Annotated in this window: 19 protein-coding genes and 4 pseudogenes; 4 read left to right on the plus strand and 19 right to left on the minus strand. The window is 55.8% G+C overall.

Features of this window, described 5'->3' with window-relative positions; translation table 11 throughout:
• Positions 1 to 3: 3 nt before the first annotated feature.
• From OM794_RS20275 to OM794_RS20315, 9 genes and pseudogenes are all read right to left on the minus strand, one after another.
• The gene (locus tag OM794_RS20275; RefSeq protein ID WP_226246651.1) at positions 4 to 1023 is read right to left on the minus strand and encodes an ABC transporter substrate-binding protein; all 1020 of its coding nucleotides are present in this window, start codon (positions 1021 to 1023) and stop codon (positions 4 to 6) included.
• A 56-nt stretch (positions 1024 to 1079) separates the two neighbouring features.
• Positions 1080 to 1574, minus strand: a complete 495-nt coding sequence (locus OM794_RS20280; RefSeq protein WP_226246650.1) for a flavin reductase family protein — start codon at positions 1572 to 1574, stop codon at positions 1080 to 1082.
• 3 nt (positions 1575 to 1577) lie between these two features.
• Positions 1578 to 3029: a 4-hydroxyphenylacetate 3-hydroxylase family protein gene (locus OM794_RS20285; RefSeq protein WP_226246649.1), complete on the minus strand. Its 1452-nt coding sequence runs from the start codon at positions 3027 to 3029 to the stop codon at positions 1578 to 1580.
• Positions 3030 to 3244: 215 nt separating this feature from the next.
• Positions 3245 to 5398, minus strand: a complete 2154-nt coding sequence (katG, locus tag OM794_RS20290; RefSeq protein ID WP_226246648.1) for a catalase/peroxidase HPI — start codon at positions 5396 to 5398, stop codon at positions 3245 to 3247.
• A gap of 262 nt (positions 5399 to 5660) precedes the next feature.
• Positions 5661 to 6668: an aldo/keto reductase gene (locus OM794_RS20295; RefSeq protein ID WP_226246647.1), complete on the minus strand. Its 1008-nt coding sequence runs from the start codon at positions 6666 to 6668 to the stop codon at positions 5661 to 5663.
• Positions 6669 to 6699: 31 nt separating this feature from the next.
• Positions 6700 to 8462 (minus strand): annotated as a pseudogene (locus OM794_RS20300) (ABC transporter transmembrane domain-containing protein).
• 289 nt (positions 8463 to 8751) lie between these two features.
• Positions 8752 to 9417, minus strand: coding sequence for a molybdopterin-binding protein (locus OM794_RS20305; RefSeq protein ID WP_226246645.1), 666 nt, complete (start codon positions 9415 to 9417; stop codon positions 8752 to 8754).
• Between the two features lie 127 nt (positions 9418 to 9544).
• Positions 9545 to 10426: a cytochrome b/b6 domain-containing protein gene (locus tag OM794_RS20310; protein WP_226246644.1), complete on the minus strand. Its 882-nt coding sequence runs from the start codon at positions 10424 to 10426 to the stop codon at positions 9545 to 9547.
• Positions 10427 to 10491: 65 nt separating this feature from the next.
• Positions 10492 to 10794 carry a hypothetical protein gene (locus OM794_RS20315; RefSeq protein ID WP_226246643.1) on the minus strand — a complete coding sequence of 101 codons (303 nt, stop codon included), beginning with the start codon at positions 10792 to 10794 and terminating at the stop codon, positions 10492 to 10494.
• A gap of 175 nt (positions 10795 to 10969) precedes the next feature.
• On the opposite strand from OM794_RS20315, the gene OM794_RS20320 reads away from it, so the two are divergent.
• From OM794_RS20320 to OM794_RS23430, 3 genes are read left to right on the plus strand one after another with little or no spacing between them, the layout of a single operon-like run.
• The gene (locus OM794_RS20320; RefSeq protein WP_226246642.1) at positions 10970 to 11695 is read left to right on the plus strand and encodes a response regulator transcription factor; all 726 of its coding nucleotides are present in this window, start codon (positions 10970 to 10972) and stop codon (positions 11693 to 11695) included.
• On the plus strand, positions 11692 to 13194 hold the full coding sequence (locus OM794_RS20325; protein ID WP_226246641.1) for a sensor histidine kinase: 1503 nt from the start codon (positions 11692 to 11694) through the stop codon (positions 13192 to 13194). The genes OM794_RS20320 and OM794_RS20325 overlap by 4 nt, the downstream gene beginning before the upstream one ends.
• Before the next feature lie 42 nt (positions 13195 to 13236).
• Positions 13237 to 13365: a hypothetical protein gene (locus tag OM794_RS23430; protein ID WP_413927733.1), complete on the plus strand. Its 129-nt coding sequence runs from the start codon at positions 13237 to 13239 to the stop codon at positions 13363 to 13365.
• 112 nt (positions 13366 to 13477) lie between these two features.
• Here OM794_RS23430 and OM794_RS20330 read toward each other — a convergent pair whose 3' ends face one another.
• From OM794_RS20330 to OM794_RS20340, 3 genes are all read right to left on the minus strand, one after another.
• Positions 13478 to 14920 (minus strand): NAD(P)(+) transhydrogenase (Re/Si-specific) subunit beta, encoded by a 1443-nt coding sequence (locus tag OM794_RS20330; RefSeq protein ID WP_226246640.1) that lies wholly within the window; start codon positions 14918 to 14920, stop codon positions 13478 to 13480.
• 16 nt (positions 14921 to 14936) lie between these two features.
• Complete coding sequence (locus tag OM794_RS20335) at positions 14937 to 16508, minus strand: Re/Si-specific NAD(P)(+) transhydrogenase subunit alpha (protein ID WP_138801180.1); 1572 nt, start codon at positions 16506 to 16508, stop codon at positions 14937 to 14939.
• Positions 16509 to 16711: 203 nt separating this feature from the next.
• Positions 16712 to 17635 (minus strand): LysR family transcriptional regulator, encoded by a 924-nt coding sequence (locus tag OM794_RS20340; protein ID WP_226246639.1) that lies wholly within the window; start codon positions 17633 to 17635, stop codon positions 16712 to 16714.
• A 173-nt stretch (positions 17636 to 17808) separates the two neighbouring features.
• Here OM794_RS20340 and speB point away from each other — a divergent pair, with 173 nt between their 5' ends.
• Positions 17809 to 18711 (plus strand): agmatinase, encoded by a 903-nt coding sequence (gene speB, locus OM794_RS20345; protein ID WP_226247025.1) that lies wholly within the window; start codon positions 17809 to 17811, stop codon positions 18709 to 18711.
• 57 nt (positions 18712 to 18768) lie between these two features.
• Here speB and OM794_RS20350 read toward each other — a convergent pair.
• From OM794_RS20350 to OM794_RS20385, 7 genes and pseudogenes are all read right to left on the minus strand, one after another.
• Positions 18769 to 20044: pseudogene (locus tag OM794_RS20350) on the minus strand (O-acetylhomoserine aminocarboxypropyltransferase/cysteine synthase family protein).
• A gap of 250 nt (positions 20045 to 20294) precedes the next feature.
• Positions 20295 to 20905: pseudogene (locus OM794_RS20355) on the minus strand (malonic semialdehyde reductase).
• An 18-nt stretch (positions 20906 to 20923) separates the two neighbouring features.
• Positions 20924 to 22251, minus strand: a pseudogene (locus tag OM794_RS23435) (TRAP transporter large permease).
• Positions 22238 to 22828, minus strand: a complete 591-nt coding sequence (locus OM794_RS20370; RefSeq protein ID WP_138801185.1) for a TRAP transporter small permease subunit — start codon at positions 22826 to 22828, stop codon at positions 22238 to 22240. The pseudogene OM794_RS23435 and the gene OM794_RS20370 overlap by 14 nt, the downstream one beginning before the upstream one ends.
• A gap of 97 nt (positions 22829 to 22925) precedes the next feature.
• Positions 22926 to 24035 carry a C4-dicarboxylate TRAP transporter substrate-binding protein gene (locus tag OM794_RS20375; RefSeq protein WP_226246638.1) on the minus strand — a complete coding sequence of 370 codons (1110 nt, stop codon included), beginning with the start codon at positions 24033 to 24035 and terminating at the stop codon, positions 22926 to 22928.
• Between the two features lie 80 nt (positions 24036 to 24115).
• Entirely contained in the window at positions 24116 to 25057 is a 942-nt protein-coding gene (locus tag OM794_RS20380) for a dioxygenase (RefSeq protein WP_226246637.1), read from the minus strand.
• A 93-nt stretch (positions 25058 to 25150) separates the two neighbouring features.
• A complete protein-coding gene (locus OM794_RS20385; protein WP_226246636.1) occupies positions 25151 to 26293 on the minus strand; it encodes a CaiB/BaiF CoA transferase family protein in 1143 nt (380 codons plus the stop codon).
• Between the last annotated feature and the right edge of the window lie 2 nt (positions 26294 to 26295).

The raw sequence follows: 26295 nt of genomic DNA on the forward strand, positions 1-26295 counted from the left end.
GAGTCAGTTCATGATGTTTTCAGTAAACCACTGACGCCATTCACCCATTTTCTCGGCACGCAATTGAGGATCGACGTTAATGGTCTGATCCCACTCTTCAGGCGTCGCCAGAATGGCTGCTGAATCAGTCAACTCAGCCGATAGCTCTGCATTATCGACCGTGGGACTGCCATGCTTGATCTCGGCAATGCGGGCCTGTACATCAGGAGACAACGCGATGTTAATGAATTGATAGGCAAGATCCTGATTGCTCGAGCCACGAGTAATCGCCATGGTGTCGACACCCAACACGACACCCTCGCTAGGTGTTGCCAGTTCGATATTAACGCCTTCATTAATCATGTTTTGCGCGTTCATTGAAAGCATCAACTGTACGGGCGTTTCACCCGTCGAAATTAACTGCTGACTATTAGCATCATTGGTATAAAAAGCGCGTAGATTAGGCTTTAAACTTTCAAGCCGCTCAATGCCCTCTTGCCAGTTCTCAGCATCAGCCCCTGAAAGCAAAGCTGAAACAGCAATAATGTGGCTGGGGTCAAAATCGGGTAATGCGACAGAGTCTTCTAGCTCAGGACTCCAGAGATCCTCCCAGCTATCAAAACTTACCCCCTCAGGAAGTAAGTCAGGCCGGTAAGCAATAGTGTAGCCATAGCCCCAGGCACCAATGTGATAGGGGCTGACCCGCGCCTGATCAACCAAATGTTCCGCGTTGGGTATCCGCGTCATATCCAGTTCTTCAAACAAGCCATCCGTCGCGTAAAGCCATCCCACATGAGAGGTAGTGAAAGTCACATCGCTCTCAGGCTCACTAGCCAACTTGGCTTTATTAAGGCGATCAATGGTACCTCCGGTGGTGTAAATCACTTCAACACCCGTTTCCTCGGTAAATTTCTGGGCGATCGCCTCATCAATCAAATCGCGAAAACTACCACCCCAAGTATCAACTACTAACACATCTTGAGCCATGGCATTTCCAGAACTAATACCAAGAACAATAGCTGTTATAAATAACGACTTTTTCATTGTACCCCCCAGTTATAGTAACGATTATTGCAATGCTTAAAGCCTTGCCATGAGAGTTATACAGCGGTTAATGCAGCTGTACGGTGAAAAGCGCGCTCACTGTAAACTAATGGTGATTTAGTGTTATTTTCTAAAGCAATGACTTCGCCAATCAGTATTCGATGGGAGCCAAAATCTTTAAAGTCGACGAGCTTACAATCAAAACTACAGGTGGCTCCTTCCAATACTGGCGCAGCGCTGTTTAATGTTGTCCACTCCCCCACCGCAAAACGGTTTTCGCGGTATTCAGCTACAGCACCGGCAAAGATATTGGCAATCTGGGCTTGATCATCGGCTAATACATTGACAGCAAAAACACCGTGCTCCATGAAAGTTGGCAGCACCCTATTATCCAAGTGAACACATAGCACCACGGAAGGTGGCGTCATTGAGAGCGAGCAGAGCGAAGATACCGTCAACCCGGAACGTCCTAACGGCCCATCAGTAGTAATAACCGACACCCCTGAAGCCGTTAAGCTCATTGCTTGACGAAATAGTTCTGGCGTCATCATGGATTAATTATCCCCCATGACGTTATCGGAAAGGCTTGCCGCTTTACGGACAAAATCTAGCGGCCCTGAGAAATCGAAGCTGTTATAGACCGCCGCCAAGTGGCTGAAATGAGGGGCCTGCGCAAACTGCACGAAAGTAAGTCGGTGCCCAGCATAATCAGAGGTTAATAGATCTCGAGCAAACGCCATTAACTTGCGACGATCCTCTGAATTCCAGCGATCATTCAAAGAGTAGAACTTATCTAACCACTCTTTGGATCCTTCAGTATGGAAACTTGTCGCGTTAGGAGTAACGCATAGTTGTCCACCGCAGAGTTCCCTCGCTATATGCATCATCTTTGGTAATTGAGAGCAAGCGAGAACACGGCCGGCATATAGCAGGGATTGATTCGGCATCAGCATGCCTGCGGGGCTCTTTTCCGCCGTTGCGATAGAGGCTGTCAGGTGGGCATTAATGCTCTCGCGATAACAAACCAAGTCTGCCAGCTTTTCCCGTACTGGCTGCAACTTGTCCAACCCCGTTTGCATGGCATTCCACATCGCGGTGCCGATCATCATATCGGCGACATAACGAAGTCTTAGTACATAAGGGAAGGCCGAATAACGGTGCAGCGTATTGCGAACAAACTGCGCGGATTTGGTATGCCGATAGAAAAAAACGTCTTCCCAGGGAATCAAAACATTATCAAAAACAACCAGCGCCTCCACCTCATCGAAGCGATTAGCTAGCGGATAGTCCAGCGGGTCTGTGCGGCCAGCAAATCCAGCCCGACAAATATGTTTGACGCCAGGTGCACCCATTTTAACAATGCAGCCAAGCGCATAGTCCGAAAGCTCTTGCGTACTCCAGGCGCCGACGGTGGGCTTGAGAAAGGCTTGATCAGCGTAGGCGGCGGCTGTCTCGAACTTAGCACCGCGAATGATGATGCCCGCATCTGTCTCTTTAACAACCCGCACCATCATATCGGGGTCTTGCTTTTGCGGCGGAAGTGAACGATCTCCTTTTGGGTCGGTGTTGGCCGACACATGGAAGATATCCTGAGTGAAAACCCGCTGAATATGGTGATCAATATTGTCAGCAAAGCGAGGGTCGATTTCGGCTAGCATGTCTCGACCATCCAGCAACGACCACATCTCGCCGATCGTCTCATCACCGACGCGGGTTGCCACCCCACCGATGTCCTTTAGAAAACGATCAGTGGCATCGAGTTTGTCGTACCAGTCCTGCTTTTCGCGGGGAGGGCGATAGAAGATCGAATTTGTCTCGTTCCCTTCTCGATAAGTAAAGGCGTCTTTATGCTCTGGTTCATGCGCCATATCGTACATCCGGGATTTCACATCAATGATAGGCTTGAAAGCAGAGTGCTTCGTCACATCCTTGACACGCTCGCCCTCCATCCAGATTTCACGACCATCCCGTAGCCCTTCGCGATACTCTTCGCCAGTACGGATCATGCTGCGTTCCTTCTCAGTGGTGGTTTGAGAAGAGTGTGTCGCTGGCTACTTTGTTTGTAAAAACGCCTTTTCCTTTTTGTTGCATCAGAAATTCTGAGTTAGCTTAAACCCGGTATAAAAGGGCTACTGTTAAGTCAACCCCCCCCTACTATTCGCAAAAAAACCCCGCATCCGAGAATGCGGGGTTCGCTTGCTTTCAATAAACTTCGATGTATTTAAGCGACGTCAAAGCGATCTGCGTTCATCACTTTCGTCCAGGCGGCGACGAAGTCTTTAACGAATTTCTCATCGTTGTCGTCCTGGGCGTAGACTTCTGCGTAGGAGCGCAACAGCGAGTTGGAGCCGAACACCAGGTCAACGCGGGTAGCCGTCCACTTCACGGCATCGGTTTGGCGGTCGCGAATCTCGTAGGTGTTATTGCCTACGGGCTTCCAGGCATTGCCCATATCGGTCAGGTTGACGAAGAAGTCATTGGTCAACTGGCCTTCACGGTCGGTGAATACGCCGTGCTTGGTGCCACCGTAGTTGGTACCGAGTACACGCATACCGCCCAGTAGCACGACCATTTCAGGCCCTGTCAGCCCCATCAGTTGGGCGCGATCCAGCAGCAGTTCTTCCGGCTTGACCAAGTACTCCTTCTTCTGCCAGTTACGGAAACCATCCGCCAGCGGCTCTAGCGGCTCGAACGATTCGCCGTCGGTCATTTCGGCAGAGGCATCACCACGGCCTTTCAGGAACGGCACACGGACATCATAGCCCGCGGCTTTAGCGGCTTTTTCGATACCTACACTACCCGCTAGCACAATCACATCAGCAAGGCTGGCGCCGGTATCGGCAGAGATCTTCTCGTACACCGCCAGCACTTTGGCGAGGCGCGCAGGCTCGTTGCCTTCCCAATCCTTCTGGGGCGCCAAACGAATGCGGGCACCGTTGGCACCGCCGCGCATGTCGGAACCACGATAGGTGCGTGCGCTGTCCCAAGCAGTGCTAACCATATCGCTGATGCTCAGGCCAGCCTCAGCGATTTTCTGCTTAACCACTTCCTCGCTGTAGTCGGTGCTGCCAGCCGGAATGGGATCCTGCCAGATCAGGTCTTCAGCGGGTACTTCCGGGCCGATGTAGCGCGATTTCGGGCCAAGGTCACGATGGGTCAGCTTGAACCACGCTTTGGCGAAGGTTTGCTTGAAGTACTCCGGATCCGCCATGAATTTTTCACAAATGGCGCGGTAAGTCGGATCCATCTTCATGGCCATATCAGCGTCGGTCATGATCGGATTATGGCGAATAGAGGGGTCACTGGCATCGACCGGCTTGTCCTCTTCCTTGATGTTCACCGGCTCCCACTGGTGAGCACCCGCCGGGCTCTTGCGCAGTTCCCACTCATATCCAAACAACAGGTCAAAATAGCCCATGTCGAACTGGGTCGGATGAGTGGTCCAGGCGCCTTCGATGCCGGATGTCACCGCATTGCTCGCCTTGCCACCCATGTTAGGGTTGCCCCAGCCAAGGCCCTGATTTTCAACGTCAGAGGCTTCAGGCTCAGCCGCCAGCGCTGCCGCATCGCCGTTACCGTGGCACTTACCCACAGTGTGACCACCCGCGGTGAGCGCTGCAGTCTCTTCGTCGTTCATCGCCATACGGGCGAAGGTTTCGCGTATCTGCTGGCCGGTCTTCAGCGGGTCGGGCACACCGTTAACACCTTCGGGGTTAACGTAGATAAGGCCCATCTGCACGGCTGCCAGCGGGTTTTCCATGGTTTCCGGCTTTTCAACATCGCCATAGCGCTCATCAGAAGGCGCCAGCCACTCTTTCTCATCGCCCCAGTAGATGTCTTTTTCGGGTTCCCAGATATCCACACGGCCAAATGAGAAGCCGTAGGCGGGTAGGCCCATGGATTCGTAGGCAACGGTACCGGCCAGGATCATTAGGTCGGCCCAGCTGATCTTATTGCCGTACTTCTTCTTGATCGGCCACAGCAGACGACGCGCCTTATCGAGACTGACGTTATCCGGCCAGGAGTTGAGGGGCGCAAAACGCTGGCTACCGGTACCACCGCCACCACGGCCGTCAGCAAGACGATAGGTTCCCGCAGAGTGCCACGCCATGCGGATCATCAGACCACCGTAGTGCCCCCAATCCGCCGGCCACCAGGATTGACTATCGGTCATCAGCGCATGGACGTCCTGCTTTAGCGCGTCGAAATCGAGCTTTCTGACCTCTTCCCGATAGTCAAAATCAGCATCCATCGGGTTTGATTTGCGGTCTTGCTGGTGCAGGATATCCAGGTTAATCCCTTCCGGCCACCAGTCTTTATTCGACGTGCCCGTGGAGGTATTGCCACCATGCATTACAGGACATTTACCACTCATAGCTCTCTCCCTCTAACGTCATTTTGTCTTAACTGCTTTTGTCTTGGTTGCGTTCATCTTGGTGATGGTGAAAGAGCCGCTACCAAGTCAACTGAAGGTGAGCGTCCTGATCTGCGTGCTCAAACAGCCGTGCTCAAAAAGCAACGTGGTATCCACAGAACGCCTCACTCACTGAGTATATTTTTAGCCCACAACTTTCATAGGCACAATTTGCTTTTAGCGACCGATCTAATAGTTTTTATACATCGTCACTATGTGTGCACTAGTGTGACTCAAACTCTTCCGTATCGATGTCCGCTTGTTGCGCCTCACTGTAGCGCGCACCGACCACTTGGCCTGGGGTCATCATGGCACTCAACTGAGACAAGGTAGTGACATCAAGGTGCAGCGTTTCTGCCGCTAGATTTTCACGCATATGGTCAGCCGAACGGGTACCGGGAATAGGGATAATGTCCTGCCCCTGTGCCTTCAGCCACGCCAACGCCAGTTGCCCTGGCGTAACGTTCAAGGCCTGCGCCAGCGCCGCCAGGCGTTCAAACAGCTTTAAATTATGCGGGTAGTTTTCGGCGCTGAAGCGCGGCATATGTCGACGCATATCGCCCTCTTCTAGGCGCGCCGGGTCTTTAATAGCGCCAGTTAAGAAACCACGCCCCAGCGGGCTAAACGCTACCAGAGCAACCTCCAATTCTCGACACGCCTGAATCAACGCAATTTCAGGATTGCGCGTCCAGAGCGAGTACTCTGACTGCACCGCAGCGATAGGGTACTCAGCCACCGCGCGGCGCAGCGTGATCGCTGATATTTCGGATAGTCCCACCCCACCTATCTTACCCTCTTCAACAAGTCGCCCCAGCGCCCCCACGCTCTCTTCAATGGGCACCTGGCGATCCAAACGGTGCAGATAATAGAGGTCTAGATGATCGGTTCGCAGGCGCGCAAGGCTTGCTTCGCACTGCTTACGCAGGGTTTCCGGGCGGCCATCAATCACCCGTTTGCCCGACTCAGGATCCATGGCCATACCACATTTACTGGCCAGAAAGAGCTGGTGCCGCTTGCCTTCCAGGGCGCGCCCGACCACTTTCTCATTAGCCGTGGCGCCATACAGCGTAGCGGTGTCGAAATGGCGATAGCCCATATCAAAAGCCTCATCCAGCGCGCGCAAGGCCGCATTTTCAGGCACGACGCTGCCGTAACCGTGGGAGAGGTTCATACAGCCCAGACCAATCGAAGGGGCGTTGACAGCATTAAGGCGCTGAAAGAAGCTCGACATAGGGTTTCCCATTGTTAAAAGAACCGTTTTATTACGTTTCACCGCCAAACTGCAATGCGGCTAAATGGCGATAGAGCGCACTGGTGGTGATCAATTCCGCGTGGGAGCCCGCCGCGACTAGCTTCCCACCTTCCAGCACCAGCAAGCGGTCAGCGGCAATAACCGTCGCCAGCCGGTGGGCGATCACGATACTGGTGCGCCCCACCATCAATCGATCAAGCGCCTGCTGTACCAACCGCTCGCTCTCTGCATCCAAGGCGCTGGTGGCTTCATCCAATAGCAGTACCGCAGGATTTTTGAGCAGCGCTCGAGCAATAGCGAGCCGCTGACGCTGGCCACCGGAGAGCTGCACCCCTCCGGGGCCCAGGGGGGTGTCAAAGCCTTGGGGCAGTGCGTCGATAAAGTCGAGGGCGCTGGCATCCTGGGCGGCAAGACGCAATCTATCGATATCAGCCTCGGGGTCTCCGTAGCGCAGATTCTCAGCCACCGAGCCGCTAAACAGCACCGGTTCCTGCGCCACTAATCCCATGGCACGGCGTAAGGCGGCAAGATCTAGCGTACGGACATCCCTATCATCCAAGGTAATGCGCCCCTGGCTGGGGTCATAAAAGCGTAGCAGCAGCGCCAACAGCGTGCTTTTACCTGCCCCCGAAGGCCCCACCACTGCCACTCGCTCTCCCGGCTTAATATGCAGATCAAACCTTTCAAGCGCAGGGGTTTCCGGCCGGGGTAGGTAAACGTGACGTTCTCCAGTGTAATCTCACCGCGCGAAGGGCTTGGCAGGCTCTGCGGAGTTGCGGGCGACTGGATAGCGGGCTGGGTATCGAGCAGCTCCAATAAGCGCTCCGCCGCCCCTGCCGCACGCTGTACATCCCCTGCTACCTCGGCCAGGGTGGCAATGGCCCCTGCTGCCAGCACGGCGTAAAAGATAAACGCCGATAGCTCGCCCGCACTCATGGTGCCGTTTAGCACCGCCTGGCCGCCCTGCCAGAGCATTAAGCCAACCGCGGTAAACACTACCAGCATAGCGACACCGGTTAACCAGGCGCGCTGCTGGGTGCGCTCTACGGCGCTGCCAAAGGCCTGTTCAACCCGCTGGCCATAGTGGGTTTTATCCACTGCTTCATGGGTAAAGGCCTGAAGCGTTTTAATACCGCTTAGCGCCTCTTCAGCATAGCGGCCCAGTTCGGCCACGCGATCCTGACTGGTGCGCGAAAGCCGACGCACTCGGCGGCCGTACCACACGATGGGTAGCAGGGTGGCTGGGATGCCAATCAGCACCATTGCCGAGAGCCACGGTTGAGTGACCAGCATTAGCACCACGGCGCCCACCAGCATGACCAGATTACGCAACGCCAGGGAGACAGAGGAGCCAAACAGGCTCTGCAGTACGCTGGTGTCTGCCGTCAGCCGTGAGGCAATTTCCCCCGCGGCGCGGCCATCGCTTGCGCTCTCGAAAAAGCTGGGTTCTAAGGTGAGTAAATGATCAAACACCCGCTGACGAAGGTCGGCGGCCAAGCGCTCGCCAATCCAGGTCACTTGGTAGTAGCGCAGTGCGGAGGCAAACGCCAGCACGGCCACTACCACCAGCATCAGGGCCAGTGTTTGCGCTAGCGCCTGCGCATCCGCGTCCAGAAAACCGCGGTCGATGATTAAGCGCAGCCCATTCCCCAGCAGTAGCACGCTTCCCGATGCCATAAGTAGCGCTAGGCCAGCCAGAGCCAACCGCGTGCGGTAGGGGCGCAGTAGACCCAACAAACGCAGCAGTACTCGGGGATTGGGGCGTTGATTCATAGTTGCGATTGCTCAATACATAAGGGGGTATTCGACCATAGCAGGAGTAGCAGTGCCCTGCACAGAATCGAGTAGCAGGGGAGTTACCTCCCCCGTCCTCGCACACCACCGTACGTACCGTTAGGTAGACGATGGTTCATGAAGAACGTGTAAGCCCTCTTACCGTATCGAGTACCAAGATCAGGCCCGGCCGTCGAGCGAAAGTATCGGAACCTCAGGCAACAGATAGCACGTTAAAGATTGTACGACGAGCCTAAAGTTAAGCCCTCACGCGCTCAACGGTCATCGCCTAGATGCCCGCCCACCAGTCATAGCCCCTATCCTCCCAATAACCTCCCTTGCCGCCGTGGAGCTGTTTGAAGCTTTCCACCAGCTCGACGCGCATCACGTACTTGGCCTGCTTGTAACCCAACTGACGCTCGGCGCGCAGACGGATCGGCGCCCCATTGGCCACCGGTAGCGGTTCGCCGTTGAGATCGTAGGCCAGCAGCGTCTGCGGATGATACGCCTCGATCATGTCGAGGCTCTCGTAATACAGATCCGACCCACCGTAGGTGTGATCTGCACAGTGAAAAACCACGAAGCGCGCGGTATCTGCCGGACGCACCCGATCAAGCAGATCCGCCAGAGGAACGCCGGTCCACTGCCCGATACAGCTCCAACCCTCGACGCAATCGTGACGAGTGATCTGGGTTCGCGAGGCCATCTCCCGAAGCGCCGGCAACGACAGCGTCATCGGCTCTTCGACCAGCCCGTCGATGGTCAGACGCCAGTCGGCGAATCCATTGTTGACCCAGGCACGATAGTAATCCTCCTGCGGGTTGGTGGTGCCATTGGGACGAAACACCGGCGCGATCTGACTCTCGTCAAACTCCTTGGCGAGTGCCTGGCGCGAGGCGATCAGACGCTGGGCCTTGTAAGAGAGTTGCTCGACGTTGCTCAGCGCCGCGCGCACGGGTGCACTTTCCGACAGTCGATCGCAACCGGTGAGGAAGGTGCCAGCCCCCAACGCGCACAGGCCACCCAGTAGCCGCCGTCGAGCGCGGTCAGGCGCTGGTGATGTCGAGTGTCTGGTGTTCGAGTCAGTCATGCCTCGGCTCCGATCCGTCATGCGCTTCTACCTGGATGCGGTAGCGACCGCTTACCATCGAGCGCAGGTTGTTGAAAACGCCGGATACCAGCACCAGCGCGATGTGCACGACGAAAAAGCCAATGAGGGCCGTTGCACAGAGAAAATGAAAGGTGCGAGCACTCTGTCGTCCGCCGAAAAGCTCGGTGAGCCACGGCCAGGCGGCGTTGACACTGGGTGCCATGGTCAGCCCCGACAGAATCATTACTGGCAGCAACCCGAACAGCACCAGAAGATAGGTCAGCTTCTGGATACCGTTGTAGTCAGCTTCGTGATGAAAACGCAGCCGCGCATGATCAAGTAGCGTCCGCGGAATGTTCTTCAACTGCACCCACGTTGGAAACAGCGCCCGTCGTCGTTGGGGCACCAGCAGGGTATAGAGCAGATACGCGACAACCAGCGGCACGAAGATCCACGCAGCCAGAAAATGCCAGTTGCGCCCCATCGTCAGCCACTTGTCCCCCGGCAGCGTCGCCCAGCGGGGGAAGGCCCGTTCGCGTAGCTGGCCATTGTCATCGGAAAGCCCCAGTACACCGGTGGTGTCGAACGCCTGCCCAGCGATGCGAACCACGCCCATGCGCTCGCCATCTTCGGCGGTGCGCGCATGGATCGCGATGAAAGGGTTGGCGAAATCGGATTGCTCCCCCCAATAAAGCGCGGGGTGTGCATTGAATATCTGCAAACCGCTCATCAGCAACACGATCAGGCAGACGAGATTCGTCCAATGCCACAGACGAGTCGCCAGCGTATGTCGTTTGATCACTTGTGTGGTCGGCGCACCGGGCACATTACCGGTCGAGTCACTAGCGATCGCAGCTTTGACAGACTCAGACATGATATTGACCTCGAAACGAAGGCGTCCGGCAAACCAGACAGCGCCTGGCTGCCGGATCGCAACTTTTAGTTGGCATGCTCCATGGAGTCGCTGCTCATTTCGTCATGGCTCATGCTATCGTCGTGACTCATGTCGTCGTCGTGGCTCATACCATCGTCGTGACTCATGTCGTCGTCGTGGCTCATACCATCGTCGTGGCTCATGCCATCGTCGTGGCTCATGCCATCGTCGTGGCTCATGCCGTCCTGACTCATCGAGTCCTGGGACATATTGTCGGTCTGGGCACTGGCAAGCGTGGTGAAGGCAAGGCCGCCGCTCAGCAGTACAGCACTCAAGGCGAGTAGATATTTGGGTGTCGTGCGGGTCATGATTCTCTCCTGATTTATCTTGGGCAAACCGTGTCCGGTTCGACACGGCTTGCCCAAGATAAACAGGAATTTCAGCGCAATCATCACGGAATCATAACGTCGGTGATAACGTTCCCGTGATGATTGACGAGGTACACTGGGCTAGGATTCACAGCTCACTTAGAGGAGATCCGATATGTCGTGCCCGATACTTTGCGTCGAGGACGATCCCGATATCGGTCGGCTATTAACGAGCATTCTCGTACAAGCGGGCCATCAGCCGACCTGGGTTTTGACCGGGGAAGAAGCCTTGCATCAATGGCGGAATGCCTCGCTCATCGTTCTCGATCTGATGCTGCCGGGTATCGACGGTCTCGCCGTGTGTCGAGACATTCGCACTCACGACGCCACCATTCCGATCATCATGCTGACGGCGCTCGCCGGCACGCGGGACGTGGTCGTCGGTCTGGAAATCGGTGCCGACGACTACATCACCAAGCCATTCGACACCGACATCCTCTTGGCGAGAATCCAAGCACTACTGCGTCGTCGAAAGGCGATGGAGGAGCGTACGTCGTCGACGCTTATGAAGATAAAGGCGCTGGAGATCGACATCGACGGTTACAGCGTCAAATGCGACGGAAAAATGATTCAACTCACAACCCGGGAGTTCGCCCTACTCGTATTCTTTGCCCGCCATCCTGGTAAGGGTTTTTCCCGCAGCGAGTTGCTCGATGCCGTATGGGGCCCGGAATTCGACGGCTTTGATCACACCGTCAATACGCACATCAATCGGTTGCGCAGCAAGATAGAACCAGACCCGGCGCGGCCCGAGTACATTCTCACGGTATGGGGCACCGGTTACCGGTTCACCGACGACGCCGTCGCCCCGGCATCCGCCTCCGACGAGCACGCCCCATGAGCCTGGGCCAATCGTTGCGCAGAACCTATCGCAGCCTGTTCGCGCGCATCGTGTTCGTCTATCTGGTGAGCATGATCGCACTCTCCACCACGACCACGCTGGTGGCGGTCGATCAGTTCAACCAGTTGGGACGAGAATGGCTGCAGCGCAATGAGATCGACATGGCTCATCATCTGACCCGCGTACTGCAGGATTCACTCGACGAGGGCGTCTACGCCCCCTCGACGCTAGCGGCCGTCGAGCGGGTCATGACCATCAATCCGGCGCTCTCGCTCTACGTGCTCGACACCGATGGCAAGGTGGTTGGCGCTTACGGCCCTGACCGCTGTGGACTTGGCAACCGAATCGACCGGGATGCTATCGACGAACTGCTTTCCGACATGCCCATGCTGCCGGTCTACGCGGACATGCCCTGCCAGGGCGACGAGGGCGTTTTTTCGGTTGCCCCGATCACCTACAGCCCGCAGCAGCAATCGGGCTATCTGCTGGTGCAACTGGAGGCTAACACAGACGTCTCGATGGCCAACATCTGGCAGACGAGCAGCATCTCGCGCACGCTGCTCATCGCAGGCTGCGTGGCGTTGGCATTGACGCTGGCGGTGGGACTGGCCCTCTTCGCTTTTCTGACGCGACGCTTTTCTCGTCTGACCCGCACTGTCCAGCACTTTGCCGAGGGCGATTACCGACAGCGTAGTCCCGAGTCGATCGACGACGAGATTGGCCGGGTCGGGCGTGCCTTCAACGACATGGCAGCCACCATCGAAGCCCAAGTCGAAGCGCTGCACGATACCGACCGCCAGCGTCGGGAACTCATCGCCAACCTGTCCCATGAATTCCGCACGCCGATGACCTCCTTGTTGGGCTATGCCAAGCAGTTGGATCGCTGGCCTCTCGACGGTGAAACACGCAGTAGCCTGTACGCCATTCGCGCCAACGTGGAGCGACTGGCCCAGTTGGCCGACCAGCTCTCTCAGATGTCTCGCGCGAATATCGCTGGCCGACCGCTATGCCCAAGCACGTTCTCCTTCGCCGAATTGGCCAACGACATTCTAGGTAAATTCCACCCTCGCGCGCTGGAGAAAGGCATTGAGCTTCGTGTTGAGAACCAGGCGGCGATAGCCGAGGTCTCCGCCGACATCGAACTGATCGATCACGCGCTGACCAATATGGTCGACAACGCCATCACCGCCACCAACACCGGCGGCACGGTCTCGATCCGAATTCTCGAGTTCGACAATGCCCGGCTCAAGATCGGGGTCCGAGATACCGGTGTCGGCATCCCCGAAAAAGAAATCCCCCTCATCTCACAGCGCTTCTATCGCACCACGGTTGGACGTGAACGAGGTGAAGGCACCGGGCTGGGGCTCGCTATCGTCTCCGAAGTGCTGAAGCGTCACGAGTCCCAACTCGTCATCGAGAGCAAACCGGGAAAAGGCACCTGTATCTGGTTCACACTGCCGAGGACGATACTCGATGAGAGAGCGACCCGACCGGGCTGACACTTCGCATCCGGAGATCTCATGCCCCAACGGGTACTCGTTATGTACGGTTCCTGCCGACACGGCCGAGTTGGCACCCGACTCGCCCGCTATGCGGTCAATACGCTGGCGCAACGCGACATGGACGCCGAACTGATCGACAACATCCCATGGGCAGTCGCGCAGGACTGAGCCAGTCAGACACACAACTAAAAAGCCCGCGATTGCTCGCGGGCTCAGTACTTATTGGCTCTTAGTAACCTAGCGTCTAGCTAAGTTGCCTGAACAGCTAAGTCGCAAAGGCCTAATCAATCAATGGCAGCAGTGCATTTAAGCTATCCCGAGCATCACCATAAAACATCCGCGTGTTCTCTTTGAAGAACAGCGGGTTCTCGATACCGGAGTAGCCGGTGCCCTGGCCCCGTTTGCTGACGAACACCTGTTTGGCCTCCCACACCTTCAACACCGGCATACCGGCGATGGGGCTGTTGGGGTCTTCTTCGGCCGCAGGGTTCACGATGTCGTTGGAACCAATCACGATCACCACGTCGGTGGTGGCGAAATCATCATTGATCTCATCCATTTCCAGCACGATATCGTAAGGCACCTTGGCTTCCGCCAGCAGTACGTTCATATGCCCTGGCAAGCGGCCCGCGACCGGGTGAATACCAAAGCGCACGGTCTTGCCCGAAGCACGCAGCTTGCGTACCAAATCGCTCACCGCTGTTTGTGCCTGGGCCACCGCCATACCGTAACCTGGCACGATAATCACGCTATCGGCATCGTTCAGCGCACTTGCCACGCCGCCGGCATCAATGGCCACCTGCTCGCCTTCGATCTCCGCCGCGGGCCCTTGGCTACCGCCAAAGCCGCCCAAGATCACGTTAACGAAGTTACGGTTCATCGCCTTACACATGATGTAAGAGAGGATCGCACCGGATGACCCCACCAGCGCACCGGTGACAATCAGCAGATCGTTGGAGAGCGTGAAGCCGATCGCTGCCGCCGCCCAGCCGGAGTAGCTGTTGAGCATCGAGACCACCACGGGCATATCGGCGCCGCCGATGCCCATGATCAGGTGGTAACCGATAAAGAACGACAGCGCTGCGAGCACGATCAATGTCCAGAAGCCCGCACCGTTGAGGTACAAAATGGCTAACAGCAGTGACAGCACCGCCGCTCCGGCGTTAAGCATATGCCCACCGGGCAGTTGGCGCGGTTTGCCATCCACTTTACCGGCCAGCTTACCGAACGCCACCACCGAACCAGTAAAGGTGACTGCGCCGATAAAGATAGCGAACACGACTTCAATCTGTAGAAAAGTAAGCTCGTCAGGCGCCTTGGTGGCGACCAACGCGGCAAACGCAGAAAATTCCTGCATAACGCCATCGGCTGCTTGTGCCGCCAGTACCCGGCGGCGCTCTAAATCCGCGCTCCAGGCCACAAACACCGCGGCCAAGCCAACAAAGCTGTGCAGCGCTGCCACGAGCTGCGGCATTTCGGTCATCTCGACCTTGCCCGCCACGTAGACACCGATACCGGCACCAATGACCATCATCGGGATCAGCCACCAGTAGCCACCGATACCCGGCCCTAAGGAGGTGAAGAACACCGCCAGCGCCATGCCCACAATGCCGTACCACACGGCCCGCTTGGCTTTCTCCTGGTTACTCAAGCCGCCCAGCGACAGAATAAACAGTACGCTTGCCGCGATCGCCGCGGCAGATACGAATCCTTGACCTAACATATCGTCTCTCCGCCGCTTAGGATTTTTGGAACATGGCCAGCATCCGGCGTGTCACCAGGAAGCCACCCACGATATTAATTGACGCGATAAGCACCGAGATTGATGCCAGCACGCCCACAATGGCGCTGCCGGAGCCAATCTGCAGAATCGCTCCCAGAATAATGATGCCCGAAATCGCATTAGTCACCGCCATCAGCGGTGTATGCAGCGAGTGACTGACGTTCCAGATCACCTGGAAGCCGATAAAGCAGGCCAGCACAAAGACAATAAAGTGCTGCATAAACGACACCGGAGCCACTTGCCCCAACAGCAGCATCAGCGCGCCACCGACGGCCAACAGGCCCACCTGGCGCTTGGTTTGTGCTTTGAAGGTAGCGAGTTCAGCGGCTTTTTTCTCCTCCGCTGTGGGCTCTTTCTCTTTCTTCTTCGGCTTGGCAGCCGCAATCGCTTTGACTTTGGGCGGCGGTGGCGGGAAAGTTATTTCACCCTCGTGAGTCACCGTGGCGCCACGGATCACATCGTCTTCCATATTGTGATTGATCACCCCGTCTTTTTCGGGAGTTAGATCGGTCAGCATATGGCGAATATTGGTGGCGTAAAGTAGCGATGCTTGGGTGGCCATGCGCGAAGGGAAGTCGGTATAGCCGACCACCACAACGCCGTTATCCGATACCACGCGCTCATCGGGCTTGGTCAGGTCGCAGTTGCCGCCCTTCTCAGCCGCCAAATCGATAACCACCGACCCCGGCTTCATGGCCGCAACCATGTCTTCCAGCCACAGCTTGGGCGCGGGACGACCAGGAATTAGCGCGGTGGTAATCACGATATCCACATCCGGCGCCTGCTCGCGGAAGCACTCAAGCTGCTTCTCGCGGAACTCTGGGCTTGAGGGCGAGGCGTAGCCGCCGCTTTCAGAACCATCCTGGCTCTCGTCAAAATCGAGGAACAGGAACTCAGCGCCCATGGACTCGATCTGTTCAGAGACCTCGGGGCGTACGTCAAAGGCGCGCACCACGGCGCCCAGGCTGGTGGCGGTGCCGATCGCCGCCAAGCCCGCCACGCCTGCACCGATCACCAGCACCTTGGCAGGCGGTACTTTACCTGCAGCGGTAACTTGGCCAGTAAAGAAGCGGCCAAAATTGTTGCCCGCTTCAATCACCGCCCGGTAACCGGCGATATTGGCCATGGAGGAGAGTGCGTCCATCTTCTGCGCCCGGGAGATACGCGGCACCATATCCATGGCAATCACGGTGGCGCCCTGAGCCTTACACTTCTCCAGCAGCGCTTCGTTTTGCGCTGGCCAGAAGAAGGCAATCAGGGTTTGGCCTTTGCGCAGCCGCTCAGCCTCTTCATCTGAGGGCTCGCGGACTTTAATGACCACCTCGGCGTCGTTCCAGAGCGCATCCGCTCCTTCCACCACGGTAACGCCCGCCTCACGATAAGTGTCGTCATTAAAGCCCGCCGCCAGGCCTGCGCCGCTCTCTACCAAGCACTCGTGGCCCAGCTTCTGGATCTGCTTGGCGCTCTCGGGGGTTAGCGCAACACGCGCTTCCCCCCGGGCACTCTCTTTCGGTGCACCTATTTTCACTCGCGTTCTCCTTTGTTTTTTTCTGCTGCTGTTACCTTCCTACAGCGCCGCCACATAGCGGTTGGGCACTGCCCATTTTCGACCTTCGTCATAACGCCTGTTAGCAGTCTAGGATCTAACGGGGCGGCTGCCAGATACTATTCAACCTTTGATTCAACTGGGTTGTTTAACTACAACATGGGCCAGTGTGCATGACGGCTTGCCTAACGTCTAAACTCATTAGCAAACTCAGTAAGCACCTGATAAAGCCACACGTTGGCTGGATCATTGGCGTACAGACCATGCTGAATCAGGGTCATTTTAAGCGCTGGCAGCTCTTTGGGCGGCGCCACTAAGCGCACCGGCAGCATAGCAACGAACCTTTCAGCCATTTGACGTGGCAACGTCATGATCGCTTCCGTTAGCGCCACTACCTGCGCCGCGGCGATATAGTTGAGGTTTTTTGAAATTACCCGGCGGGTTAAGCCGTGTTGCACCAGACAACTATCGATATTGCTGGGGCGTAGGCCGCTAATATCTGCCAGCTCTACATGGAGCGCATCAGCAAACTGACCAATATTGAGCGCATCGCCTACGCGATCATTATGGGTAGCCGCCAAGCAGACCAACTCCTCAGCCATCCAGGGAGTCTGAATAACGCCGCTAGGCAGCGCGCTTTGGCTATCCAGCCCCACCACCATATCAATTTGGCGCTGTTCCAACCCCTCACTTAGAACATCCGGGGTAATCAGCTCAATTGAAAAACTAATGCCCGGTGCATAACTCAACAGTTGGCTAAGAAAGGGTGGGTACATCACCTCTTCAAAGTAGTCGGTGGTCGCCAACGTAAAACGCCGCTTACTAGTCGCAGGCGAAAACAGCGCAGGCGGTGCCAAGCCTTGCCGTAGCAGGGCCAAGGAGTGCTGTACGACAGGCAACAGCGCCAGCGCCCTGGGCGTGGGCTGCATGCCATTTTCGGTGCGTACCAGCAATGGGTCATCCAGCGCCTCACGCAACCTTTTGAGCGCATGGCTCAAGGCTGGCTGGCTTAAATGCAGCGTTTCTGCCGCCCGAGTGACATGACGCTCGCGCATCAGCGCTTCAAATACCAGCAGCAAATTCAGATCGAAATGGCGTAGCGAACGCATGGTTTCTCATTATTCATATCACGAATGATTAAATTCTAAACATTCATTTAATTTATCGCCAGGAATTGCTTATTGTCGGCCGCACATTCGCTCACCAGCGACTATCAGCGATAATCCAGTACTTAAGGAGAAGCACACCGGTGACCCACCCACAAGCGATGTCCGCACAAACCATGCCCAGCCTTTATGGCGATGTGATTTCTACTTTTATGGGCGTAGCACAAGCAACGGATCCCAAGCAAACCGACGCCGACGTGGTAGTGAGTGGTGTGCCTTTTGACCTTGCTTGCTCTGGCCGTGCGGGCACCCGTATGGGGCCAAATGCAATTCGCCAAAGTACCGCTAACTTGATCTGGGAAGGCAAGCGCTGGCCATGGGACTTCGCCTTGGAAGATCGCCTTAAGGTGTGCGATGCAGGCAACGTAAATTACGCCTACGGCGAGCCGGAGAGCCTGGTCGACAACCTGGAAACCCACGCCAACCGCTGGTTAAAAGCGGGTAAAAAGATGCTCACTCTGGGCGGCGACCACTACATCAGCCTACCGCTGCTGCGCGCCCACGCCCGGATGCATGGCCCGCTGGCGCTGATCCATTTTGACGCCCACACCGATACCTATGAGCAAGGCACGCGCTTCGACCACGGCACCATTTTCCACCACGCCTTAAAAGAAGGCTTGGTGGTGCCTGAGCACTCGCTGCAAATTGGCATTCGCACCAGCTACGACCGCCATAACCACCCTTACGAAGTGCTGGATGCGGATTGGGTAAATGATAATGGCCCCGCTGCCGTGCTAGAGCGCATCCGCGCCCGCGTGGGTTATCATCCAGCCTACGTCACCTTGGATATTGACGGCCTCGACCCCGCCTATGCTCCTGGTACCGGCACGCCGGTGTGCGGCGGTATGTCCACCGACCTGATGCTGAAAGTAATTCGCGGTATGGTAGGCATGGAGCTGGTCGGTATGGACGTGGTGGAAGTGAACCCCGCCTATGACCACGGCGACATTACCTCGCTTGCTGCCGCGACGCTGGGGCTGGAATTTTTGTATACCCTGGCGGCTTCTAAGGGCGTTTAACGGTTACCCCCCGCCATCTCTAGACTTATGGTATTGAGATGGCGGGGACGGAACAGACTATCTTTGAGAGGCCGCCAGCGCTTGATCAATATCCGCCAGCAGGTCGTCGATGTGCTCGATGCCGATTGAAAGGCGCACCATATCCGGTGTGACGCCAGCGGCTTTTAGCTCCTGCTCGTTGAGCTGGCGATGCGTGGTGGATGCTGGAATGGAAGAGCAGCTTTTGGCATCGCCGATATTCACCAAGCGAAGAATCAGCGCCAGCGCATCGTAGAAGCGCTCACCAGCGGCCTGCCCACCTTCAATGCCAAAACTAAGAATCCCCGAAGCATGACCATTCATATAACGCTGGGCCAGCGCATAATCGGGATGGTTTTCCAAGCCAGCATAATGCACCCAGGTGACCAAAGGGTGGCTTTCCAGATACTTGGCAACCGCTAAGGCATTGGCGCAGATACGCTCGATGCGCAGAGACAGTGTTTCCAGCCCCTGAAGCAGGTTCCAGGCCGCCTGGGCAGACAGCGCCGCCCCCATATTCCTTAGCGGCACCACCCTGGCACGGGCAATAAAGGCCGCATCGCCCACATCGCGGGTATAACTCACACCGTGATAGGAGACATCAGGCTCGTTGAGCAGCGGAAAGCGATTGGCATGCTTAGCCCAGGGAAAGGTGCCTGAATCAACAATCACACCGCCCACGGTGGTGCCGTGGCCACCGATATATTTAGTGGCCGAGTGAACAACAATATCCGCCCCGTGCTCAATCGGCCGACATAGGAACGGCGTCGCCGTGGTGTTATCCACAATTACTGGCACACCGTGACGATGGGCCGCCTCGGAAAGCTTCGTCAGGTCGACCACTCCCCCCCGAGGGGTTACCAATGCTTTCGCAGAAAACCACTTTGGTACGCTCATCAATCAGCGCTTCGATGCCATCAATATCGTCTTTATCGGCAAAACGCACCTGAATGCCTTGGCGCGGCAAGGTGTGGGCAAACAGATTGTAGGTACCGCCATACAGCTCGCTGATCGAGACAATGTTATCGCCCGCTTCAGCAATGGTCTGGATCGCATAGGTGATCGCCGCCATTCCCGATGCCACCGCTAACCCGGCGATACCGCCTTCCAGCGCGGCGACCCGCTGCTCCAACACGGCGCAGGTGGGGTTCATAATGCGCGAGTAGATGTTTCCTTCCACTTTAAGATCAAACAGATCCGCCGCGTGCTGCGCGTTATCGAAGGAAAACGAGGTGGTTTGATGAATCGGCACCGCCACGGCGTTTTGTGAATCAGGCGAATAGCCATGGTGAAGAGCAATGGTTTCTGGCTTCATGAGAACGGCTCGCTATTTTTATTGGGATCCGCTATTGATCCTAAACAAGCGCTGACGGGAAGGCCAACAATCGTTCGCCCTCCGCTGCGCTAAGCTCGCAAAGGTCACCTTTCGCAGTGCAGCCACATCCAAAATAGCAGATCAACCGAGTGCTGAACGTCCACCGATTTTAATAGGCTACAAGCACATTAACGCCAACAACCGCAGGAGCTGCACTTACTGATTGAAATCAGGAAGCGAACATACTTATTTATAAAAACTCGCATACCTGCTCAAACGCCAGCCTAGGGCTGCGAGGGTAGAGCTTGCTGCTGTCGCCGTAACCCAAGTTGCACAAAAAATTGCTGCGGTAATCAGGGTCGCCTTCAGCAAAGAAGAGCCCGTCCACCATGTCGTTATCAAATCCCGACAGCGGCCCGGCATCCAAACCCAAGGCCGCGCGGCAAGAATAAAATAGCCACCTTGTAGGCTGCTGTTACGAAAAGCTGTTTCTTCCCGATATGGCTCATTACCTACAAACCAGGACTTCGCATCGGCATGTGGGAACAGCTCCGGCAAGTGACGATGAAATCCTCGATCATACGCAAGGATGGCGGTTACCGGTGCGGCATGAACTTTATGTCGATTGCCCTCGCTCAAGGCAGGATCGAGCTTTGCCTTTGCATCGTCAGTGCGCAAAAACTTAATGCGTAGCGGGCTGCAGTTAACGCTGGTTGGCGCAAATTTCATCAGCTCATACAGATGGCGCAGTGTTTCATCCTCAACCGGTTTGTCCTGCCAATAGGCATAGGTGCGTGCTTCACTAAACAGTTGCCCCAGTGCATCGTTGGGTAAAGCCCCCTGAGTAAGTATTAAGCTCATGAATTACCCTCTTTAACGTTAATAGCGATAGGCCAAGTAGGTAGATAAAATAGGAAATGCACTTAAGATAACCAGCACCACCACCATGGTGATAAAAAACGGCACTACCCCCTTGAAGATTTCTTTGACGGGCACCGTTTTATCATTCAGCGCTGCTTTGACTGTGTAAACCGATATACCAAAGGGCGGAGTAATTAGCCCGATTTCAACCGCAACAACGGTAATTACCCCGAACCAAATCAGATCCATGCCAAAATGCTGCGCGATAGGGAGCACAATGGGCAGCACAATCAGCATGATGGAGACTGAATCGATGATGCAGCCCATCAGGATAATGATGAACAGATACAGAGCCAGGAAATGATAGATGGTCAGATCCATCGTCGTAACTGCCTGGGCAATCGACATCGGTAAGCCCGTCAATGCCAGCATGCGGCTATAGAGTGAAGCAGCCAGGATCAAAAAAAGGATGGAAACCGCGACGTACCCTGTTTCTCCCAATACTTCGTAGAACTTCCCTAGCGTCAGCCGTTGCTTAGCGAGCGCCAACAGCAGCGCCCCGAAGGCTCCCACCCCGCCCGCCTCAGTGGGTGTGAAAAGCCACTGTAAAGACCACCCAGCACCAGCATCATCAGCAGCAGAATAGGGATTAGCTTAGACACCAGTGTTAGCGGCGTTTCCTCAATCGGATCCTCAAGTGCCTCGCCCGTATCGGTTTGGCTTTGCATCATGAAACCGGGACGCAGCCAAGCAAGCAGCATAATGACAACACAGAAAGCTAAGGCCAAAATAATTCCTGGGATAATCCCAGCGATGAACATGCGCCCGACTGACTGTTCCGCCAATACGCCATAGACAATCATCAGCAGAGACGGCGGTATTAGCATACCCAAAACCGAACTGCTCGCCACCACGCCCACGGAAAACTTGGCTGTGTACCCATGGCGCCGCATTTCAGGCACGGCCACTTTGGTGAATACCGCTGCTGACGCCACGCTAATGCCAGTGATAGAGGCAAAGATGCCGTTGGCTCCCACGGTAGCAATGCCCAGCCCACCGCGTATTTTGCGTAGCAGCCACTGAAACACATCGAAGGTATCGCGCCCCACGCCAGAGACCACCACCAATAATCCCATCAGCACGAACAGCGGCACCACCCCATAGAGATAGCTGCTCAGCGAATCGTTCGCGGCAGCGGCGACCATACGCGTGGCTAGTTCCGAATTGCGCAGTGTGGCTATGGAGATCAGCGAGACCAGCATCAAGGCGATGCTGATGTGCATGCCTAAATAGATCAGCACTAGCATGAGCACGACGGCGATAGTACCGATTTCAAGACCTGTCATTTTCGGCCTCCTCAGTCAGGCATACCTGGCCATGCCAAGCCAGCCACAAGGACTGAATCGCCAGCAGCAGATATTGCACAACAGTGATAGCCGCACAGCTGATAACGATGAAACGGATAGGCCATACCGGGAAGGTAAACACCCCTTCCACCCCCATAAACTGCTGACGCTCCCAGGCACGTATAAAGGTTGGCAGCGTACCGGTATAAACGATATAGAGCATATACGCACCTGCCAGAAAGAACATACACATCAAAAGGTTACCCAGACGTGGATGCTTATCGGTAAAGCCGACAATAAAGATATCAGCCTGGGCCATGCGGTTGTGTCGCAACGTGCCCGGCAACTGCAGAAAGACGATCATGACGATAGACGCCGCTACTAGCTCCGCTACCCCGGCAATCGGCTGGTTGAACAGGTTGCGCGACAGTACGTCTATGACGATCATCGCCATGATGATAAAGATGAGCAGGGAACCGATTGCATTCAGGCCATCAACCAGATAGCCAAACAGGCTGTTGTGCTGTGCATTGCCCAACCTGCGCCCCAAAATCAGGGTCTTTAAAGAAAAAGACATTGCCCGCTACTCCTGGAGTCCTGTCCGCCAGGTGACGGACAGAATCGTAACGTTGAGGGGAATCAAAAGCTGGATATAGGTCAGTCAGGCGATCAGATCACTCCTGATCCCAGGCACGCTCCGGCTCGTGGCCGCGCTCGCGCATGGCATTCATGTAGTTATTCAACAGTGCCTGTGCTGGGTAACCGCGCTCCTCATTGCGCTCCACCCACTGGCGGGCGAGATCCGGCATGCCATCGATCCAGGCCTGCCGATCTTCTTCAGACAGTTGGCTGACCTGAACCGGCGGGTTCTGGCTCTCGCCTAGCTCGATCATGCGCTCAATTGACGTTTCATAGCGTTCAGCGAGATCCTTGCCATGGGCTTCGGAGTAGGTTTCACCGGCCGTCATCAGGGCCTCCTGCACGGGCTCAGGTAAACCATCCCAACTCCACTGGTTGATGGCTAACCCGCCGGAGAAGACCACCCCCATGTTGACTTGGGTAATGTAGGGCGCGACCTCGTAGATACGCGCTGGCAGGTTGCCGGTCGCCAGGCCGACAACGCCCTGGGATACCCCAGTCTGGATATCGGTGTAATAGCTAGCGAGAGTGCCATCGACCGGAACGGCGCCTACTGGATCCAGCCATACCCCCAGCACGCCCGGCGCGGAAAGCCGCGCACCGTCCAGATCCTCAAGCGTATCCACTGGGAAATCCGAGTAAATGTCGTAACTATCGGAGGCCGTTGCGCCCAGGAATACCAGGTCATGCTCCTCCCATTCGGCCTTGAACTCAGGAACATTGCGAATCATATCGTTCCAGACGTCGAGCATCAGTTCAGGGTCACTGGTGGTGAAGGGCGTGTAGGCACTCATTTGCGCCAGCGGCATGCGCGATGGTTCAAGATAGCTGAACACCCAGCCAATATCGGCAATACCGTCCCGGACAGATGTGAGAGTCGCGTTGGCGCCGTAAAGCTGGCCAGCATAAGCTTCTGTCCAGTTGATTTCGTACTCACCTTTATCAGCTAGAATCTCATTAACGGTGGTGATGAACACATCAGGGATCATGCCAACCCAGGGAATGGTTGTGGGATGGCTTGAGCCGACCGTCAGGTTTATCACTTCCTGGGCATTCGCGGGCGAAGGCGAGACATTCACGGCTAAGGCTAGCGCGGTTAATGTCATTATTGGGCGAGGCTTGGCAATGCCATTGTTTATTTTCATGAGACGGCTCGTAAATTGACGTTATTGTTGTAAACCTATTTGGTCTTGTGCCCATGTTGTCGACCCAACATGGCGCTGCTTCAAGAACCAATAGGTGATTCAGGCAAGCGTGACTCCCCTGGCGAGAGATCAAAATCGATAGTGACGGTGCTGTACTCCCCGGTGACGTCAGGGTCGGGCGCATTACCATCGTTATGCAGAGGGAACTCCATGGCCAGGTCGGCACTGGTGACCCCAAACACACAGTCGGATTCGATGAACAGGTCATCTTGCGGAAAAATCTGGGTAACTAGCGTCTGGTGGCCCGGTGCAGAAATACAGAAATGGATATGCGCAGCACGGAACGGGTGGCGCCCCTGTGCTCGCAGCATGTCACCGACCAAACCATGGGTCGGGATGGGGTAGCTGGCAGGCCGCAGCGTACGGAATCGGTAGCGACCGTTTACATCGGTACGAAACTTGCCACGCAAGTTCATGTGCGGCTGACGTTCATCCTGGTTTTCGTACAGCCCTTCGGGTGACGCCTGCCACACTTCCACCAGCGCATTAGCCAACGGCTGACCGTCGCGACTCTTGACCTGCCCGGAGACGAATAGCGGAATATCACCGTCATGGGGTTTGTCACGGGCAATGTTGGTTCCCGGCGGATATTCTGGATCTTTGCGTGTATAAAATGGGCCCAACAAGGCCGGCGAAATTTGCTCGTCGGTGCGATCCTGGTTCATGATCATGACTAGCGTGGAGAAGCCCAGGGCATCCGACATCACCATGGTCTCGTTATGGCGATCCTTGGTTAGATGGCCTAACTGCGTCACGGCATTGATCGCCGCGGTAAACTCTTCCTCGCTCAGTTTTACTTCCCGACCAAAGGCATGCAGATGCTTGACCAGACTGGTGAGTATTTCCCTCAAGCGATCATCCTGAGTATGGCTGAACGCCTTGATCACAATATCGGTAATGTCATCCGGCGTTGAGGGGATGCCGTGATTGACGATATCTTCCTTTCGGGGCAACTCAAACATGATTCACGCTCCTAGGGAGTGTTGTGCCCACCGGACACGCCACCCATTATTACTTGTTATTAATGATGTCTTGCATCGTACGATTGGGATCATTCAGCGCTGGCGCTGCTTCAACTCCTCCATGATCTCATCATGATGCTCGTTCAATATCGGTGGTGCGCTCACCTCTAGTGGCTTAACGCCATCGAAAGACACAGGTGAACGCACCGTTTCCCACTTGCCGACTTGCGGATGCTGAGTGCTGATCCGTAGCTGCAAATGCTTGGCCTGTGGGTCTTCCAGTACCTCGCTGGCGTCGTACATGGGCGCATGCGGCACGTCTTCAGCCTCAAGTCGCGCTAGCCAGTACGTGCGAGGCTCTCGGACGAACACCTTACGCAGCACGCCAATCATGGCTTCCTGATTATCGATGCGGCCTTCACGGGTCGTGAACCGTGCATCCTGAAGTAGTTCCGGGTAGTCGATAGCATTCGCCAGTCCCTGCCAAAACTTTTCTGGGGACGACATATGTAGCGCCACCCAGTGCCCATCAGCGCACTCCATCACGTATGACTGAGATACCTGCGGACGACTGTAGGGGCCCATGATTTCGCCTTCCGAGAGATAGTGCGTGAAGGCGTCCAGATTGAAGTGGCACATAGCTTCCATCATCGACACATCCACACGACGCCCTTTACCGGTATGGCTACGCTCGTAAAGCGCGCCCAAAATGCCGTAGGCAGCATAAAAACCTGACAGAGCGTCGGCCATGGCTGGGCCTACCACGCGCGGGTTTTCCGGATTGATCAATAGCTTAAGAAAACCGCTTGCGGCTTGAGCGACCGTGTCATAGCTGGGACGATTAGCGTAAGGACCGTCGTTGCCAAAGCCGCTTATAGCGCAATAAATCAGTTGTGGGTTGATAGCACGCAGCTCTTCCTCGCCCGCCCCCAAGCGCTCCGCCGTACCAGGACGGAAGTTTTGAATGTATACGTCAGCATCGCTGATCAAGTCATGAAAGATCGCTTGATCCTTGGCTTCTTTGGTGTTCAGCGCAATGCTGCGTTTGTTGCGGTTATAGGTTTGATAATGCGGGCTATAAAGTCCGCCCTTGAAGGCGCGGAACGGATCGCCTTTGCCCGGCAGCTCCACCTTGATCACGTTTGCGCCCAGGTCGGCCAGCATCATGCCGGCTGCCGGGCCCGTGATGAAGGTGCCCTGCTCGATCACCGTAATACCTTCCAAAACCTTTATCATTG

The organism is Halomonas sp. BDJS001, assembly GCF_026104355.1.
In the GTDB taxonomy this organism is placed as follows: Bacteria; Pseudomonadota; Gammaproteobacteria; order Pseudomonadales; family Halomonadaceae; genus Vreelandella.

Coding starts and splice junctions, on each gene's coding strand:
- OM794_RS20340 (WP_226246639.1), bottom strand. CDS start 17,635: ATGCGTTCGCTACGCCATTTCGATCTGAATTTGCTGCTGGTATTTGAA.
- speB (WP_226247025.1), top strand. CDS start 17,809: ATGCCCAGCCTTTATGGCGATGTGATTTCTACTTTTATGGGCGTAGCA.
- OM794_RS23430 (WP_413927733.1), top strand. CDS start 13,237: ATGTACGGTTCCTGCCGACACGGCCGAGTTGGCACCCGACTCGCCCGC.
- OM794_RS20375 (WP_226246638.1), bottom strand. CDS start 24,035: ATGAAAATAAACAATGGCATTGCCAAGCCTCGCCCAATAATGACATTA.
- OM794_RS20275 (WP_226246651.1), bottom strand. CDS start 1,023: ATGAAAAAGTCGTTATTTATAACAGCTATTGTTCTTGGTATTAGTTCT.
- OM794_RS20330 (WP_226246640.1), bottom strand. CDS start 14,920: ATGTTAGGTCAAGGATTCGTATCTGCCGCGGCGATCGCGGCAAGCGTA.
- OM794_RS20285 (WP_226246649.1), bottom strand. CDS start 3,029: ATGATCCGTACTGGCGAAGAGTATCGCGAAGGGCTACGGGATGGTCGT.
- OM794_RS20315 (WP_226246643.1), bottom strand. CDS start 10,794: ATGACCCGCACGACACCCAAATATCTACTCGCCTTGAGTGCTGTACTG.
- OM794_RS20295 (WP_226246647.1), bottom strand. CDS start 6,668: ATGTCGAGCTTCTTTCAGCGCCTTAATGCTGTCAACGCCCCTTCGATT.
- OM794_RS20385 (WP_226246636.1), bottom strand. CDS start 26,293: ATGATAAAGGTTTTGGAAGGTATTACGGTGATCGAGCAGGGCACCTTC.
- OM794_RS20370 (WP_138801185.1), bottom strand. CDS start 22,828: ATGTCTTTTTCTTTAAAGACCCTGATTTTGGGGCGCAGGTTGGGCAAT.
- OM794_RS20325 (WP_226246641.1), top strand. CDS start 11,692: ATGAGCCTGGGCCAATCGTTGCGCAGAACCTATCGCAGCCTGTTCGCG.
- OM794_RS20280 (WP_226246650.1), bottom strand. CDS start 1,574: ATGATGACGCCAGAACTATTTCGTCAAGCAATGAGCTTAACGGCTTCA.
- OM794_RS20310 (WP_226246644.1), bottom strand. CDS start 10,426: ATGTCTGAGTCTGTCAAAGCTGCGATCGCTAGTGACTCGACCGGTAAT.
- katG (WP_226246648.1), bottom strand. CDS start 5,398: ATGAGTGGTAAATGTCCTGTAATGCATGGTGGCAATACCTCCACGGGC.
- OM794_RS20380 (WP_226246637.1), bottom strand. CDS start 25,057: ATGTTTGAGTTGCCCCGAAAGGAAGATATCGTCAATCACGGCATCCCC.
- OM794_RS20320 (WP_226246642.1), top strand. CDS start 10,970: ATGTCGTGCCCGATACTTTGCGTCGAGGACGATCCCGATATCGGTCGG.